Source organism: Pseudomonas sp. GQ91 (assembly GCF_059758795.1).
On record NZ_JCAXED010000013.1, the window covers coordinates 39,307 to 54,637 of the forward strand.

At 60.6% G+C, this 15,331-nt stretch carries 15 protein-coding genes and 1 pseudogene; 4 read left to right on the forward strand and 12 right to left on the reverse strand.

All coding sequences use genetic code 11. The features are described 5' to 3' along the window. Positions 1–33: 33 nt before the first annotated feature. From AC6CIA_RS19400 to AC6CIA_RS19425, 6 genes are all read right to left on the reverse strand, one after another. Positions 34–777 carry a hypothetical protein gene (locus tag AC6CIA_RS19400; protein ID WP_498314327.1) on the reverse strand — a complete coding sequence of 248 codons (744 nt, stop codon included), beginning with the start codon at positions 775–777 and terminating at the stop codon, positions 34–36. A 56-nt stretch (positions 778–833) separates the two neighbouring features. Continuing rightward, entirely contained in the window at positions 834–1,214 is a 381-nt protein-coding gene (locus AC6CIA_RS19405; RefSeq protein ID WP_498314329.1) for a RidA family protein, read from the reverse strand. 37 nt (positions 1,215–1,251) lie between these two features. Continuing rightward, entirely contained in the window at positions 1,252–3,357 is a 2,106-nt protein-coding gene (gene spoT / locus AC6CIA_RS19410; RefSeq protein WP_084381540.1) for a bifunctional GTP diphosphokinase/guanosine-3',5'-bis pyrophosphate 3'-pyrophosphohydrolase, read from the reverse strand. A 60-nt stretch (positions 3,358–3,417) separates the two neighbouring features. After that, a complete protein-coding gene (rpoZ, locus tag AC6CIA_RS19415; protein WP_003176920.1) occupies positions 3,418–3,681 on the reverse strand; it encodes a DNA-directed RNA polymerase subunit omega in 264 nt (87 codons plus the stop codon). Between the two features lie 167 nt (positions 3,682–3,848). Then, complete coding sequence (gene gmk / locus AC6CIA_RS19420) at positions 3,849–4,469, reverse strand: guanylate kinase (protein ID WP_498314331.1); 621 nt, start codon at positions 4,467–4,469, stop codon at positions 3,849–3,851. A gap of 10 nt (positions 4,470–4,479) precedes the next feature. Beyond that, complete coding sequence (locus AC6CIA_RS19425; protein ID WP_498314333.1) at positions 4,480–5,343, reverse strand: YicC/YloC family endoribonuclease; 864 nt, start codon at positions 5,341–5,343, stop codon at positions 4,480–4,482. A gap of 366 nt (positions 5,344–5,709) precedes the next feature. On the opposite strand from AC6CIA_RS19425, the gene rph reads away from it, so the two are divergent. Further along, positions 5,710–6,432 (forward strand): ribonuclease PH, encoded by a 723-nt coding sequence (gene rph, locus AC6CIA_RS19430; RefSeq protein WP_498314335.1) that lies wholly within the window; start codon positions 5,710–5,712, stop codon positions 6,430–6,432. A gap of 23 nt (positions 6,433–6,455) precedes the next feature. Continuing rightward, positions 6,456–6,824 carry a DUF4870 domain-containing protein gene (locus AC6CIA_RS19435; protein WP_339527648.1) on the forward strand — a complete coding sequence of 123 codons (369 nt, stop codon included), beginning with the start codon at positions 6,456–6,458 and terminating at the stop codon, positions 6,822–6,824. Positions 6,825–6,896: 72 nt separating this feature from the next. Here AC6CIA_RS19435 and crc read toward each other — a convergent pair whose 3' ends face one another. Beyond that, positions 6,897–7,676, reverse strand: a complete 780-nt coding sequence (gene crc / locus AC6CIA_RS19440) for a catabolite repression control protein Crc (protein ID WP_003176915.1) — start codon at positions 7,674–7,676, stop codon at positions 6,897–6,899. An 82-nt stretch (positions 7,677–7,758) separates the two neighbouring features. On the opposite strand from crc, the gene pyrE reads away from it, so the two are divergent. Next, the gene (pyrE, locus tag AC6CIA_RS19445) at positions 7,759–8,403 is read left to right on the forward strand and encodes an orotate phosphoribosyltransferase (RefSeq protein WP_498314337.1); all 645 of its coding nucleotides are present in this window, start codon (positions 7,759–7,761) and stop codon (positions 8,401–8,403) included. Positions 8,404–8,605: 202 nt separating this feature from the next. On the opposite strand, the gene argB is transcribed toward pyrE, so the two are convergent. From argB to coaBC, 4 genes and pseudogenes are all read right to left on the reverse strand, one after another. Next, a complete protein-coding gene (gene argB, locus AC6CIA_RS19450; RefSeq protein ID WP_339527652.1) occupies positions 8,606–9,511 on the reverse strand; it encodes an acetylglutamate kinase in 906 nt (301 codons plus the stop codon). A 19-nt stretch (positions 9,512–9,530) separates the two neighbouring features. Then, positions 9,531–10,934 (reverse strand): annotated as a pseudogene (locus AC6CIA_RS19455) (phosphomannomutase/phosphoglucomutase); the annotation flags it as partial. 255 nt (positions 10,935–11,189) lie between these two features. Then, positions 11,190–11,645 (reverse strand): dUTP diphosphatase, encoded by a 456-nt coding sequence (gene dut, locus AC6CIA_RS19460; protein WP_339527654.1) that lies wholly within the window; start codon positions 11,643–11,645, stop codon positions 11,190–11,192. A 5-nt stretch (positions 11,646–11,650) separates the two neighbouring features. Continuing rightward, positions 11,651–12,859 (reverse strand): bifunctional phosphopantothenoylcysteine decarboxylase/phosphopantothenate--cysteine ligase CoaBC, encoded by a 1,209-nt coding sequence (coaBC, locus tag AC6CIA_RS19465; RefSeq protein WP_498314339.1) that lies wholly within the window; start codon positions 12,857–12,859, stop codon positions 11,651–11,653. Between the two features lie 131 nt (positions 12,860–12,990). Between coaBC and radC the strand changes: the two genes are divergently transcribed. Continuing rightward, positions 12,991–13,665, forward strand: coding sequence for a RadC family protein (gene radC / locus AC6CIA_RS19470; RefSeq protein ID WP_339527658.1), 675 nt, complete (start codon positions 12,991–12,993; stop codon positions 13,663–13,665). A 55-nt stretch (positions 13,666–13,720) separates the two neighbouring features. Here the strand turns inward: radC and AC6CIA_RS19475 are convergent, their stop codons facing one another. Then, positions 13,721–15,313 (reverse strand): ABC transporter substrate-binding protein, encoded by a 1,593-nt coding sequence (locus AC6CIA_RS19475; protein WP_498314341.1) that lies wholly within the window; start codon positions 15,311–15,313, stop codon positions 13,721–13,723. Positions 15,314–15,331: the final 18 nt, after the last annotated feature.

Consider the following 15,331-nt stretch of genomic DNA (forward strand, 5'->3'; position numbering starts at 1 on the left):
GCAGGAGCCGCAAAGCCGGCTCCTGCAAGGGGTTTACTGTTTTTCCAGCAACCATTGGCGCGGCCCCGGGGTAAACGAAGGCACTTCGTCTGCCTGGGACGTATTGATCGCCTGGAAGATCTCCAATTGCTTGCCGCTGCGCGCAAAAATCCACGGATTGCCCTGGCCGCCTTGCTGCAGCCAGATGCTGTCGTAACCGCCGCTCATCGACGCGCAGTCGCCAGCGAGGCACAGCGAGTATTGATCTACGCCTGGCAGGCCGCTTACCTGGCCATTGGCCCGGAATTGCACGGTGGCGCCGGCGCCATTGCCGCTGCTGATTGTCCAGTTGCCACCCATATAGGAGGCGTACAGCGCTCGCTCGAAGCTGGCGCCGAGTGGCGCGCCTTCCGGGGCTGGCTCGCTGGGGCGATCAAACAGTTGCTCGGGCTCATTGTCATTGGCCGCTTGCAGCAATTGTCGGCCATCGCGCTTGAGCTCAGTGGTCGAGCTGCCATAGAAGTCAACGCTCCAGGTGCCGGACTTTTCCCCCAGCAGCTTACCTTCGGGGCGCTCAAAGCCGTTGAAGTAGCGTGCCTGGCTGGCCTTGGTGTTGACCTCCCATTCGAGGTTCGGGCCGTAGGCTTGCAACGCTTCACGCAAAGGGCCGCCCTGGGATGCGGCGTCAATGGCCACCTGATTGATCCAGGTGCCGCTGACGTCACGGTCGGCAGGATTGCTGGCGCAGCCGCTGAGTAGCAGCGCGAGCAGCGAGGAAGCAACGAGCGCTTTGCGCATGACGAAATCCTTTTAAAACGAAGTCGGCGCAACCTCCAGGGATTGCGCCGCAGGTATTACTCGATGACCAGAATGGCATCCATCTCGACCTGCGCGCCCTTTGGCAGGGCAGCAACGCCAATGGCGGCGCGGGCTGGGTAAGGCTGTTCGAAGTATTTGCTCATGATCTCGTTGACCTTGGCGAAGTGGCTCAGGTCGGTGAGGAAAATGTTCAGCTTGACGATGTCCTTGAACGAACCGCCAGCGGCTTCGGCCACCGACTTGAGGTTTTCAAAGACCTGGACGGTTTGCGCTTCGAAGCCTTCAACCAGCTCCATGGTCTTTGGGTCCAGCGGGATCTGGCCGGACATGTAGACGGTGTTGCCCGCCTTGATCGCCTGGGAGTAGGTGCCGATGGCAGCAGGTGCCTTGTCGCTGGTGATAACAGTCTTGGTCATGAATGACTCCTTGTAGTGTCTGGGCTGTAGGGGGGCGTCATGCACGCATGCGCGTGATGCGGATAACGCCGGTCAGGGCGCGCAGTTTCTTGATCACGCGGGCCAGGTGCACGCGGTCGTGGACGCTGACCACCAGTTGGACCACGCTGATGCGACCGTCGCGTTCGTCCATGCTGATTTTCTCGATATTGCCATCGGCCGCGTTGACGCTGCTGGCCAGCAGCGCGATCAGGCCGCGCTGGTGTTCCAGCTCCACCCGCAGCTCGACGTTGAATTCGCCGGTGACGTCCTTGGCCCAGGACAGCTGGATGCACTTCTCCGGGTTATGCCGGACTTCACTGATATTGCGGCAGTTGTCCAGGTGCACCACCATGCCTTTTCCGGCGGACAGGTGCCCGACAATCGGGTCTCCCGGGATCGGCGTGCAGCACTTGGCATAACTGAGCACCAGGCCTTCGGTGCCGCGAATGGCCAGCGGGCCTTCGGGGCTTGGCAGTTGTTCGCCTTCGCCGAGTAGCCGGCGGGCCACCACATAAGCCATGCGATTGCCCAGGCCGATATCTTCGAGCAAATCCTCGATGGTTTCCTGGCGATACTCGTGGAGCATTGCCTGCACGCGTTCGGTGGAAATCTTGTCGAGGGCGCTGTCAAAGCCGTTGAGCACCTTGTTCAGCAGGCGTTCGCCGAGACTGATGGACTCGGAGCGGCGTTGCAGTTTCAAGGCATGACGAATGTGGGTGCGAGCCTTGCCCGTCACCACGAAGTTCAGCCAGGCCGGGTTCGGGCGCGCACCCGGCGCGCTGACGATTTCCACCGTGGAGCCGCTTTGCAGCGGTTCCGACAGCGGCGCGAGGCGGCGGTTGATGCGGCAGGCGATGCAGCTGTTGCCGACGTCGGTGTGTACCGCGTAGGCGAAATCGACCGCCGTGGAGCCCTTGGGCAGCTCCATGATCCGGCCTTTGGGCGTGAACACGTAGACCTCGTCCGGGAACAGGTCGATCTTCACGCTTTCGATGAATTCCAGTGAGTTACCGGCACGTTGCTGCATTTCCAGCACGCCCTTGACCCACTGGCGGGCGCGGGCATGGGTGCCTTTGGGCTGCTCGTCACCCGAGGATTTGTAGAGCCAATGGGCGGCGATGCCGTTGTTGGCCATCTCTTCCATTTCCCGCGTGCGGATCTGGATCTCGATTGGCACCCCGTGCATGCCGAACAGCGTGGTGTGCAGCGACTGGTAGCCGTTGGCCTTGGGAATGGCGATGTAATCCTTGAAGCGCCCCGGCAGGGGTTTGTACAAATTATGTACAGCGCCCAGCACGCGGTAGCAGGTATCGACCTTGTCGACGATGATCCGGAACGCGTAGACGTCCATGATCTCGTTAAAGGCTCGACGCTTGCCGCGCATCTTCTTGTAGATGCCGTAGATGTGTTTCTGGCGGCCGCTGACTTCACCTTCAATCTCATCGATTGCCAGGCAATGGCTCAGCGACTCTTCGATCTTGTTGACGATTTCCTTGCGATTGCCCCGGGCGCGCTTGACCGCCTGGTAGATGCGCGCGGAACGCATCGGGTGCATGGCTTTGAAACCGAGGTCTTCGAATTCGATACGAATGGCGTGCATGCCCAGCCGGTTGGCGATGGGCGCGTAGATTTCCAGGGTTTCCTTGGCAATGCGTCGGCGTTTTTCGCCGGACAACACTTCCAGCGTGCGCATGTTGTGCAGGCGGTCGGCCAGCTTGACCAGGATCACCCGGATATCCCGGGCCATGGCCATGGCCATCTTCTGGAAGTTTTCCGCCTGGGCCTCGGCCTTGGTCTCGAAGTTCATCTGGGTCAGTTTACTGACCCCGTCGACCAGATCGGCCACGGTTTCGCCAAATTGCGCAGAGAGCGCCTCTTTGGCAATGCCGGTGTCTTCGATCACGTCATGCAGCATCGCGGCCATCAGGCTCTGATGGTCCATGTGCATGTCGGCAAGAATATTGGCCACCGCAAGAGGATGCGTGACGTACGCCTCGCCGCTGCGGCGGCGCTGGCCGTCGTGGGCTTGCTCGGCGTAGAAATACGCTCGGCGGACCAGGTTGACCTGGTCTGGGCCGAGGTAGGTCGATAAGCGATCGGCGAGGGCGTCTATGCTCGGCAAAGTGTGAACTCCTGCCGTTGGCTGTGACCCCGCGCCGTGCTACGTCGACCAGGCATAGGCTTAGACGGCCTCGTTGGACTCATCCTCGAACGCTGCAAACAGCGGTTCGTCTTCAACGATTTCGGCATTGGCGATGAACTCGTAGCTCATCAGGCCTTCAGCGATTTCGCGCAGGGCCACAACGGTAGGCTTGTCATTTTCCCACTGCACCAGTGGCTCTTTGCCGCCAGTGGCCAATTGACGGGCACGCTTGGTAGAGAGCATGACCAGCTCAAAGCGGTTATCCACGTGTTCTAGGCAGTCTTCAACGGTTACGCGGGCCATGGTATTCCTCGGAGCGAATGCAAGATGCGCGCTGCCCGGTTGGGCGAGCGGACTGAACAGTTTAAAAAATCACCAGCGTTTAGGGAAGCGCTGATTTTTCGCAGGCCATCGCAAGCACGCTACAGGTGCCAATGTAAGGCCCTTGCAGCGGTTTTGGGAAGAGTCAATCAGCCAAGCAGTTCGGCCAATAATTTACCAAAACGCTGCTGCTGACGCTTTTGCTGCAACTGATTGCTGCGAAAAATCGCCTGCAGATCGTCCAGGGCATGGGCAAAGTCGTCGTTGATGATCAAGTAGTCATAGTCGACGTAGTGGCTCATTTCGCTGACCGCTTCACGCATGCGACCTTCAATGATCTCGTCGCTGTCCTGTCCGCGATTGGTCAGGCGCTGGTGCAAGGCTTCGAGCGACGGCGGCAGGATGAAGATCGAACGGGCCTTCGGCATCAGTTGGCGCACCTGTTCGGCACCCTGCCAATCGATTTCCAGGATCAGGTCATGGCCTTCGTCCAGGGTTTGCTGCAGATGACTCTGGGAGGTGCCATAGAGATTGCCGAAGACCTCGGCGCGCTCGAGGAAGTCACCGTGCTCGATCATCTTCACGAACTCGCTGCGTTCGACGAAATGATAGTTCACGCCGTTCACTTCGCCGGGGCGCATGGCCCGGGTGGTGTGGGAGACCGAGACGCGGATCTCTTGATTGGTGTCGGTCAGGGCCTTGACCAGACTGCTCTTGCCCGCGCCCGAAGGGGCGGAAATGATGTACAGGGTGCCAGTGCTGTGGGTCATGGGAGGTGCCTTACTCAATATTCTGTACTTGTTCGCGCATCTGCTCGATCAACACTTTGAGGTTGACCGCAGCCGTGGTGCTGCGCGGGTCGAAAGCTTTGGAGCCCAGTGTATTGGCTTCGCGGTTGAGTTCCTGCATCAGGAAGTCGAGGCGTCGACCGGCGGCACCGCCGGACTTGAGCACCCGGCGAACTTCCAGGATGTGGGTGCTCAGGCGGTCGAGTTCTTCGGCGACGTCGCTCTTTTGTGCCAGCAGGACCATTTCCTGCTCCAGGCGCACGGGATCGAGATCGGCCTGCATGTCGGTGAAACGGTCGAGGACTTTCTGGCGCTGGGTGGCGAGCATCTGTGGCACCAGTTCGCGCAGGGTCATCACGTCTTGCTCGATCGCGCTCAGGCGCTCATTGATCAGGCGCGCCAGTTCCGCGCCTTCGCGCTCACGGCCGGCCTTGAGTTCCTTGAGGCCTTGATTGAACAGGGCCAGCGCCTCGGCGTTGAGGGCTTGCGGATCGGAGGCATCGGCCACCAGCACGCCGGGCCAGGCCAGGACTTCCAGTGGGTTCAGCGCGGCCGGCTGCTTGATCAGGCCGGCGATGATTTCGGCGGCGGCGACCAGTTGCGCGGCACGCTCGCGGTCGACCTGCAGCGGCTTGCCGGTGGTTTCTTCGGTGAAGCGCAGGGTGCATTCCAGCTTGCCACGGGAGATGCCGGCACGCAGCGCTTCACGCACCGCGCCTTCGAGGTCGCGAAAAGATTCCGGCAAGCGCAGGTGCGGCTCCAGGTAGCGGCTGTTGACCGAGCGCAACTCCCAGCTCAGGGTGCCTTGGGTGCCGGCTTTTTCGACGCGGGCGAAGGCGGTCATGCTGTGCACCATGGAAGTACCTCGCGATGCAGTCCCGTAAAAACGGGCTGATGAGTAAATTTGAAGCCGACAAGCTAATGCTGTTCTGTAGGAGCGAGGGGGGCGTCTAGCCCTTGCTCGCGAAAAACGTGAACGATGACGCGTGCATTCTGGGTGAACGCGGTGCCCTCGCTCTTACAGTGGGCCTTAAGCCGACAGGCTGCGAAGGCGCAGGATTGTAGCGCAACTGAACGGGCTGCCCCAAACAGTGGCGGTGACAAAGGTTGGCAAGCGCGATTGGGGCCACCCATTCGTAAGCGAATTTATTAGAAGTGCCCTGAATCGGTTGGCGGCTCTATAATGCTCGGCAGTTTTTCGTCCTCTGTACAGGTATCCCCTATGAAACGTCCAAGTGGTCGCGCTGCCGATCAGCTCCGCTCGATCCGCATCACCCGCAACTACACCAAACACGCCGAGGGATCGGTACTGGTCGAGTTTGGCGATACCAAGGTTATCTGCACCGTCAGCGTCGAAAATGGTGTGCCGCGCTTCCTCAAGGGGCAGGGCCAGGGTTGGTTGACCGCTGAATACGGGATGCTGCCCCGGGCCACCGGCGAACGTAACCAGCGCGAAGCCAGCCGTGGCAAGCAGGGCGGTCGCACCCTGGAAATCCAGCGCCTGATCGGCCGTTCCCTGCGCGCGGCGCTGGACATGTCCAAGCTGGGCGAGGTTACCCTGTACGTCGACTGCGACGTGATCCAGGCCGACGGCGGCACGCGCACTGCGTCCATTACCGGCGCCATGGTTGCCCTGGTCGACGCCTTGAAAGTCATCAAGAAGCGCGGCGGCCTGAAAGGCGGCGACCCGCTCAAGCAAATGATCGCCGCTGTGTCGGTGGGCATGTACCAGGGCGAACCGGTGCTGGACCTGGACTACCTTGAGGACTCGGCCGCCGAGACTGACTTGAACGTGGTGATGACCAGCACCGGTGGTTTCATCGAAGTGCAGGGCACCGCCGAAGGCGCACCGTTCCAGCCGGCCGAGTTGAACGCCATGCTGGCGTTGGCGCAGAAAGGCATGACCGAGATATTCGAACTGCAGAACGTCGCACTGGCTGACTGACGTCAGCCTTGAGGAGAAAGGCCATGAGTGACAATCAGCTTCCCGTGCCAGCCCCGGACAAGGAGGTGCGCCAGTGGGCCATGCTTTGTCACTTCGCGGCCTTTTTCGGGCTGGTGTTTCCATTCGGCAGCCTGCTGGGACCGTTGATCCTGTGGCAGGTAAAGAAGGACATGGACCCGCTCATCGATGATCAGGGCAAGGAGGCGCTGAACTTCCAGATCACCGTGGCCATCGCCTGGCTGGTCTGCATTGTGCTGGGGTTTGTGGTGATTGGCTTCCTGCTGATGGTGGTTGTGGTGATCGCCGCCCTGGTGCTGACGATTATTGCCGGCATCAAGGCCAACAAGGGGATCGCTTACCGTTATCCCCTGACCTGGCGGCTGATCAAGTAACCAGCGTCCACAAAAAAACCGACATCGCTGTCGGTTTTTTTGTGCCTGGATTTTGCTGCCTGGAGACTGACCTCAGATGGTCAGGGTCCAGTCGTAGTCCACGATCAGCGGCGCATGTTGCGAAAAGCGCGGCTGACGGGGCAGGCGTGCGCTGCGCACGAAGCGACGCAGGCCCGGGGTCAACAACTGGTAGTCGAACCGCCAGCCCAGGTTGAGCATCTCAGCCTGTTCGTTATCCGGCCACCAGCTGTACTGATCGCCTTCACGGCTGACTTCGCGCAGGGCGTCCACATAGCCCATATTGCCGACAATCTCGTCCATCCAGGCCCGTTCCGGCGCCAGGAAACCCGGTGATTGCTGGCTGTCGCGCCAGTTCTTGATATCCAGCTTCTGTTGCGCCACATACAGCGAGCCACAATAAATGTACTCGCGACGTTTACGCCGCTGTTTATCCAGGTAACGGGCGAAATCGTCCATTAGCTTGAACTTCTGGTTCAAGTCTTCATCGCCATTCTGCCCTGATGGAAGCAGCAAGGTCGCGATGCTGACCTTGTCGAAATCGGCTTGCAGGTAGCGCCCGTAGCGGTCGGCTGTCTCGAAGCCGAGGCCGCTGATGACCGCCTTGGGTTGCAACCGCGAATACAAAGCCACGCCACCTTGGGCAGGGACTTCGGCATCGCAGGCATACAGGAAGTAGCCATCCAGTTGGAAGGCTGGGTCGTCCAGTTCAAAGGCGGAGGCGCGGGTGTCCTGCAGGCAGATGACGTCGGCATTCTGGGCTTGCAGCCAACTGAGCAAACCACGCTCGACTGCAGCCTGAATACCATTAACGTTCACACTGATGATCCGCATAAATGGCCCCAAAAATCACGTGCGTGTATGATACACGCCGTCCACCTAATTAGCTAAATCCGTGGTATCTGAGGCTTTTTTCATGCAAGCGTATCAACGCGATTTCATTCGTTTTGCCATCGATCGCGGGGTTTTGCGCTTCGGTGAGTTCACCCTCAAGTCAGGGCGCACCAGCCCGTATTTCTTCAATGCCGGGCTGTTCAACTCGGGTTCGGCGCTGGCTCAGCTCGGTCGTTTCTACGCCGCCGCCATTGTTGAAAGTGGTATTTCCTTCGATGTGCTGTTTGGTCCGGCCTACAAAGGTATTCCCTTGGCTGCCGCGACAGCCGTGGCGCTGGCCGAACACCACGGGCGAGATCTGCCATGGTGTTTCAACCGCAAGGAAGCCAAGGCCCATGGCGAAGGCGGCAGCCTGGTCGGAGCTGCGCTGCAGGGCGATGTGCTGATCATCGACGACGTGATCACCGCGGGCACAGCCATTCGTGAAGTGATGCAGATCATCGCCTCCCAGGACGGCGCCAAGGCCGCGGGCGTGCTGATTGCATTGAACCGTCAGGAGCGCGGCAACGGCGAGTTGTCGGCAATCCAGGAAGTGGAGCGGGATTTCGCGATTCCGGTGGTGAGCATCGTGTCGTTGAACCAGGTCTTGCAGTTTTTGGAAGACGATCCACAGCTCAAGCAGCATTTGCCAGCCGTCAAGGCGTACCGCGAGCAGTTCGGCGTCTGACGCAGCAGCCCATGTAGGTAACGGGCTTGTGTGGGAGCGGGCTTGCTCGCGATAGCGGTAGTGCATTGAACACTGATGCCGACTGACAAATCGTCATCGCGAGCAAGCCCGCTCCCACAGGGAATCTCCACTCTGCTGCAGATCGGCGCACACAAAAAGCCCCCGTTCAATCAAGTTGAACGGGGGCTTTTTGTTCCAGCGCTTAAGGACGCTTGCGATTGCTGATCAGCGTACCCATGCCGGTGTCGGTGAAAATCTCCAGCAGGACCGCATTCGGCACCCGACCGTCGATAATCAGCGAGCTGCCGACGCCGCCTTGTACTGCTTCCAGTGCGCAACGAATCTTCGGCAACATGCCGCCGTAGATGGTGCCGTCAGCGATCAGGTCGTCCACCTGTTGGGTGGTCAGGCCGGTCAGCACTTGGCCCGTCTTGTCCATGAGGCCGGCGATATTGGTCAGCAGCATCAGCTTTTCGGCTTTCAGCGCTTCGGCGACCTTGCCGGCCACCAGGTCGGCGTTGATATTGTAGGACTCGCCGTTGGCGCCCACGCCGATAGGTGCGATGACCGGGATGAAGTCACCTTTCACCAACAGGTTCAGCAGATCGGTGTTGATCCCGATCACTTCGCCTACCTGGCCGATGTCGATGATTTCCGGCTGGGTCATTTCAGGCGTCTGGCGGGTGACGGTGAGTTTCTTCGCCCGGATCAGCTCCGCGTCTTTGCCGGTCAGGCCAATGGCGCTGCCGCCATGACGGTTGATCAGGTTGACGATGTCCTTGTTGACCTGGCCGCCGAGGACCATTTCCACGACGTCCATGGTCTGCGCATCGGTAACGCGCATGCCGTCGATGAAGTGACTCTCAATGGACAGGCGCTTGAGCAGATCGCCGATTTGCGGGCCGCCACCGTGCACCACCACCGGGTTGATCCCGACGGCTTTCATCAACACGATGTCGCGGGCAAAGCCGGTTTTCAGCTCTTCGCTTTCCATGGCATTGCCGCCGTACTTGATCACCAGCGTCTTGCCGACATAGCGTCGAATGTAAGGCAACGCTTCGGAAAGGACCTTGGCGGTATTGGCAGCGGCTTCGCGTTCGAGGGTCATTCAGGGCTCCGGGCAAAAATCAGAACGGTAATTGGAGATCAGGGGCAACACGTTTCAACTGGGCGTGGAACACGTCCTTGATGCGCTGCAACTCGGCCTCGGTATCCGCCTCGAAACGCAGGACCAGCACCGGTGTGGTGTTGGACGCGCGAACCAGGCCCCAGCCTTCGGCATAATCGACTCGCACACCATCAATGGTGGTCAGGTTGGCACCTTCGCCCCATTGCGCATCGTGCAGTGCATCAATGATGCTGAATTTGCTCTCTTCGGTCACATGGATATTGATTTCCGGCGTGGAAATATCATTCGGGAAGGTCTGGAACAGCGCTTCTGCCGTGGATTTTTCCTTGCTGAGGATTTCCAGCAGGCGCGCGGCGCTGTAAATACCGTCATCAAAACCGAACCAGCGTTCCTTGAAAAACACGTGGCCGCTCATTTCTCCGGCCAACAGGGCACCGGTTTCCTTCATTTTCTTCTTGATCAGCGAGTGCCCGGTCTTCCACATCAGTGGGCGGCCGCCATATTCCTTGATCAGCGGCGTCAGGCGACGGGTGCATTTCACATCGAAGATGATCTCGGCGCCAGGATTGCGGGCCACCACATCGCGCGCGAACAGCATCAGCAAGCGGTCCGGGAACACGATATTGCCGGTGTTGGTCACCACGCCGACACGGTCGCCGTCGCCGTCGAACGCGAGGCCGACATCGGCGCCGACTTCCTCGACCTTGGCGATCAGGTCCACCAGGTTCTCAGGCTTGCCCGGATCCGGGTGATGGTTGGGGAAGTTGCCGTCAACCTCGCAGAACAACGGGATTACTTCGCAGTTCAGGGCTGCGAGCAGTTGCGGGGCGATCACGCCGGCCGCGCCGTTGCCGCAATCCACCACCACTTTCAGGCGGCGCTCGAGTTTGATGTCGCGGGTGATTTCATCCGAGTAGCGCTGGAGAATATCGACCCGGGTGATGCTGCCCTCGCCGCTGGTCAGGTCATTGGTCTTGAGGCGCGTGTGCAGCGCCTGGATCTGCTCGTTGGCCAGGGTGTCGCCCGCGATCACGATCTTGAAACCGTTGTAGTCCGACGGGTTGTGGCTGCCGGTGAGCATCACGCCCGACTTGCCGGCCAGTACGTTGGCGGCGTAGTACAGCGCAGGCGTCGGCACCAGGCCCACATCGCTGACATGGCAGCCGCTGTCGGCCAGGCCCTGAATCAGCTGCTCGACCAACTCCGGGCCCGACAGGCGGCCATCGCGGCCCACTGAAACGTTGGGTTCGCCCTGGGCCAGGCTCTGTGAACCAATGGCGCGGCCGATCCAGTAGGCGGTTTCGGCGGTCAGGGTTTTCGGGACGACGCCACGGATGTCGTAGGCGCGGAAAATGCTGTCGGGAAAGCTCGGTGCGACGTGGGCTGCGTTGCTCATCACTGGGAAACTCCATCGATACGGTGCGGGGCAGGCCTGAATATTGCTGAACGGCAGGCTCAAACTGAAAGGTAAGACGGTGTTTCTGGCATAGAGTTCGTGGTGCAAAAATGCCATCGCCGCCGCAATACAGCTTTTTTGTCTGTTTAATGCATTGATTTTTAAATAAAAATCTTGCTGGTCAGCACGCCTTATTCCTCTTCCTTTAGGGGGATGCGGTGCCCGTAAGCCGGGTGGGGCGCCCGGCCTGCCTCAGCGTAGTCAGTGGCTGCCGGAATGCCCGAAACCGCCTGCGCCGCGCTGAGTCTCGTCAAACTCTTGCACCAGTTCGAAGTGTGCCTGCACCACCGGCACCAGCACCAGTTGTGCAATGCGTTCACCGACGGCGATGTTGAATGCGGTCTGGCCACGGTTCCAGCAGGACACCATCAGTTCGCCCTGGTAGTCGGAATCGATCAGGCCCACCAGGTTACCCAGCACGATGCCGTGTTTATGGCCCAGGCCGGAGCGCGGCAGGATCAGCGCGGCCAGACCCGGGTCGCCGACGTAAATCGACAGGCCGGTCGGGATCAGCAGGGTCTGGCCTGGCTCGAGAACGCTGTCCTCCTTGAGCATGGCGCGCAGGTCGAGCCCGGCGGAGCCTGGGGTCGCGTAGGCCGGCAGCGGGAAGTCGGTGCCGAGGCGGGTATCGAGGATCTTGGCTTGCAAAGCGTGCATGGAAATTAAACCTGGTTCAGCCGTTGGGCGATAAAAGAGATCAGTTGACGGGCAATCTTGCCCTTGCTGGTCTGGGCGAAAAGGGTGGCGTGCAGCGCTCGGTCGATCACGCTGCAGGCGTTTTCCTCGCTGTTGAAGCCGATGCTTGGATTGGCCACATCATTGGCAACGATCAGGTCGAGGTTTTTGTCTTTCAACTTGCGTGCGGCGTAGTCCAGCAGGTGTTCGGTCTCGGCAGCGAAACCGACGCTGAACGGGCGGTCCGGACGGGTGGCAATGGTCGCCAGAATGTCCGGGTTGCGGACCATTTGCAGGAGCAGGCCGTCGCCACTTGTAGGGTCTTTCTTGAGTTTTTGCGGTGCAACGACTTCAGGGCGGTAGTCCGCCACTGCTGCCGAAGCGATGAACAAGTCGCAGGGAATCGCTGCCTCACAGGCCGCGAGCATGTCCCGGGCGCTGACCACGTCGATGCGGGTGACCCGATCCGGGGTCGGTAAATGCACCGGGCCGGTGATCAGTGTGACGCGAGCGCCTGCCTCAACCGCGGCTTCGGCCAGGGCAAAGCCCATTTTTCCTGAGCTATGGTTGGTGATGTAGCGCACCGGGTCGATGTTTTCCTGGGTCGGGCCGGCGGTGATCAACACGTGTTTGCCGGTCAGCGCCAGGTGCTGGAAGCACTCCGCGGCGCACAGCGCCAGGTCGGTGGCTTCAAGCATCCGGCCCAGGCCGACATCGCCGCAGGCCTGGCTGCCGGAAGCCGGGCCGAAGACCTTGAGGCCACGGCTTTGCAGCAATTGGGTGTTGGCCTGGGTGGCGGGGTCGCGCCACATGGCCTGATTCATCGCCGGGGCGATGGCGACCGTGGCGTCGGTCGCCAGCACCAGGGTGGTCAGCAAGTCGTCGGCAATGCCTTGGGCGAGGCGAGCGATCAGGTCGGCGGTCGCCGGCGCGATCAACACCAGGTCGGCCCACTTGGCCAGCTCGATATGGCCCATGGCTGCTTCGGCGGCAGGGTCCAGCAGATCCAGATGCACCGGATGGCCGGACAGCGCCTGCAGGGTCAACGGCGTAATGAATTCGCTGCCCCCACGGGTCATGACCACACGCACTTCCGCGCCCTGGTCCAGAAGCCGGCGAACCAGCTCCGCGCTCTTGTAGGCGGCAATGCCGCCGCCGACGCCGAGAACGATGCGTTTCCGATACAGACGCTGCATTGGCTTGCCTTTCCAGTTCAGTGATGGCGCTGCGATCCCCCCTCCCCAGGAGAAATCGCACGCAAAAAAGAGGGGCTACGATAACACAGCGACCGTCTTGCAACAGCGGCGCACATGCATACGGAGGTGCTATGAGTATTCGCGATTGGCCTGCGGCGGAGCGGCCGCGAGAGAAGCTTTTGGAGTTGGGGGCGGCGAGTCTCTCGGACGCCGAATTGCTGGCGATCTTTCTGCGTACAGGGGTGTCCGGCAAGAGTGCGGTAGACCTTGCGCGCCACCTGCTGGGGCAATTCGGCAGCTTGCGCGCGTTGCTGGATGCCAGGCAGACCGTGTTCAGCCAGCACTTGGGCCTGGGGCCGGCAAAATTCGCCCAGCTCCAGGCGGTGCTGGAGATGGCCCGACGTCACATGGCCGAGCGCCTGCGCAACGATTCGGTCCTGGAAAGTCCGGTCGCCGTGCGTAACTACCTCAAGGCGCTGCTGCGTCATGAGCCCCATGAAGTGTTCGGGTGTCTGTTTCTCGATTCAAAACACCGGGTGCTGGGTTTCGAGAAGCTGTTCCAGGGCACCATCGACAGCGCCACGGTCTACCCTCGGCAGGTGGTCAAGCGCGCCCTGGATTACAACGCCGCCGCGCTGATCTTGTGCCACAACCACCCTTCGGGCAGCACCGAGCCGAGTCTCGCTGATCGAAAATTGACCAAGGAGATGCAAAGGGCCCTGGAGTTAGTGGATGTGCGGGTGCTCGATCATATCATCGTGGGCGATGGCGACCCGCTGTCGATGGTTGAATACGGGTGGATGTAGGGAGGCCGTTGCAAGTTTCAAGCTGCAAGCCTCAAGTTAGCTTGCAGCTTGCAGTTCATGGCTGAAGGCTGACCTTGGAGAAATCCTGCCGACCGAAAGGGCTGACCTGATAGCCCTTGACTTCCTTGCGTGTCAGGGCGAAGGCGGTCGGGTGTGCCAGGGGCAGCCACAGCGCCTGCTGCTGGATTTGCGTCTGGGCCTGCTGATACAGCTTGCTGCGCACACCTTGCTCGTTGGTGGTTTTGCCCGCGCTGATCAACTTGTCCAGGGTCGGGTTGCAATAGCGGGCGAAGTTGGTGCCGGACTTCACTGCCGCGCAAGAGAACTGCGGCGTCAGGAAGTTATCCGGGTCGCCATTGTCGCCGGCCCAGCCCATAAACAGCAGGTCGTGCTCTCCGGCCTTGGCGCGGCGGATCAATTCGCCCCACTCGATCACGCGGATTTCGGCCTGAATGCCGACCTTGGCCAGGTCGGCCTGCAACAATTGGGCGCCCAGGCTCGGATTAGGGTTCAGCAGGCTGCCTGAGGGTCGAGTCCAGATCGTGGTCTTGAAACCGTCCTTGAGTCCGGCGCGCTCCAGCAATGCCTTGGCCTTGGCAACGTCCTGTGGATAACCGGGCAGGTCCTTGGCGTAACTCCAGGTGCTGGAAGGATAAGGGCCGTTGGCCGCTTCGGCTGTTCCTTCAAATACGGCTTTCAGGTAAGTGCTTTTGTCGAAGGCCAGGTTGATGGCCTGGCGGACCTCGGGCTTGTCCAGTGGGGGGTGCTGGCTGTTGATCGCCACAAAGGCAGTCATGAACGCGGCGGTTTTTTCAACCTTCAACTCGGCGTCCTTCCGGGCTTCGCCGATATCCAGCGGTTTGGGTGACAGGGCGATCTGGCACTCGTCACGGCGCAACTTCTGCAAGCGCACATTGGCATCCGGGGTGATGGCAAAGATCAGGTTGTCCACCGCGGGCTTGCCGGCGAAGTAATTCGGGTTGGCCTTGTAGCGAATGGCTGCGTCTTTCTGGAAGCGCCCGAAAACGAAGGGGCCTGTGCCGATAGGCTGGCTGTTGAGTTTCTCGGGCGTGCCGGCCTTGAGCAGTTTTTCGGCGTATTCGGCGGAGTAGATCGAAGCAAAGCCCATGCTCAGCGCCGCCAGGAACGTGGAATCGGCGTGATCCAGGGTAAAACGCACGGTCAGCGGGTCCAGCGCGTCGATTTTCTTGATCAGCGCTGGCAGTTGCAGGGACTGGGCGTGAGGGAAGCCGCTTTGGGCAATCTTGTGCCACGGGTTGGCCGGGTCGAGCATGCGCTCGAAGCTGAAGCGCACATCTTCAGCGGTCAGGGTTCGACTCGGATTGAAATAGCCGGTGCGGTGGAATTTGACGTCCGGGTGCAGGGCGAAGGTGTAGGTCAGGCCGTCCGGCGAGACTTCCCAACTGTCGGCGAGACTGGGGACCAGCGTTGCGGTGGCGGCGTCGAACTCCACCAGGCGGTTCATCAGTACATCCGCCGACGCGTTGGTGGTGGTCAGCGAGTTGTACTGCACCACATCGAACCCTTCGGGACTGGCCTCGGTGCAGACACTCAAGGCGGTGGCCGCTTGCGTCAGCGGCGCAATGAAAAGAGTGGCGAGCAAGAACGGTAGGGCTGCGAGGCGCATATTCGGTTTCCTTTGCAG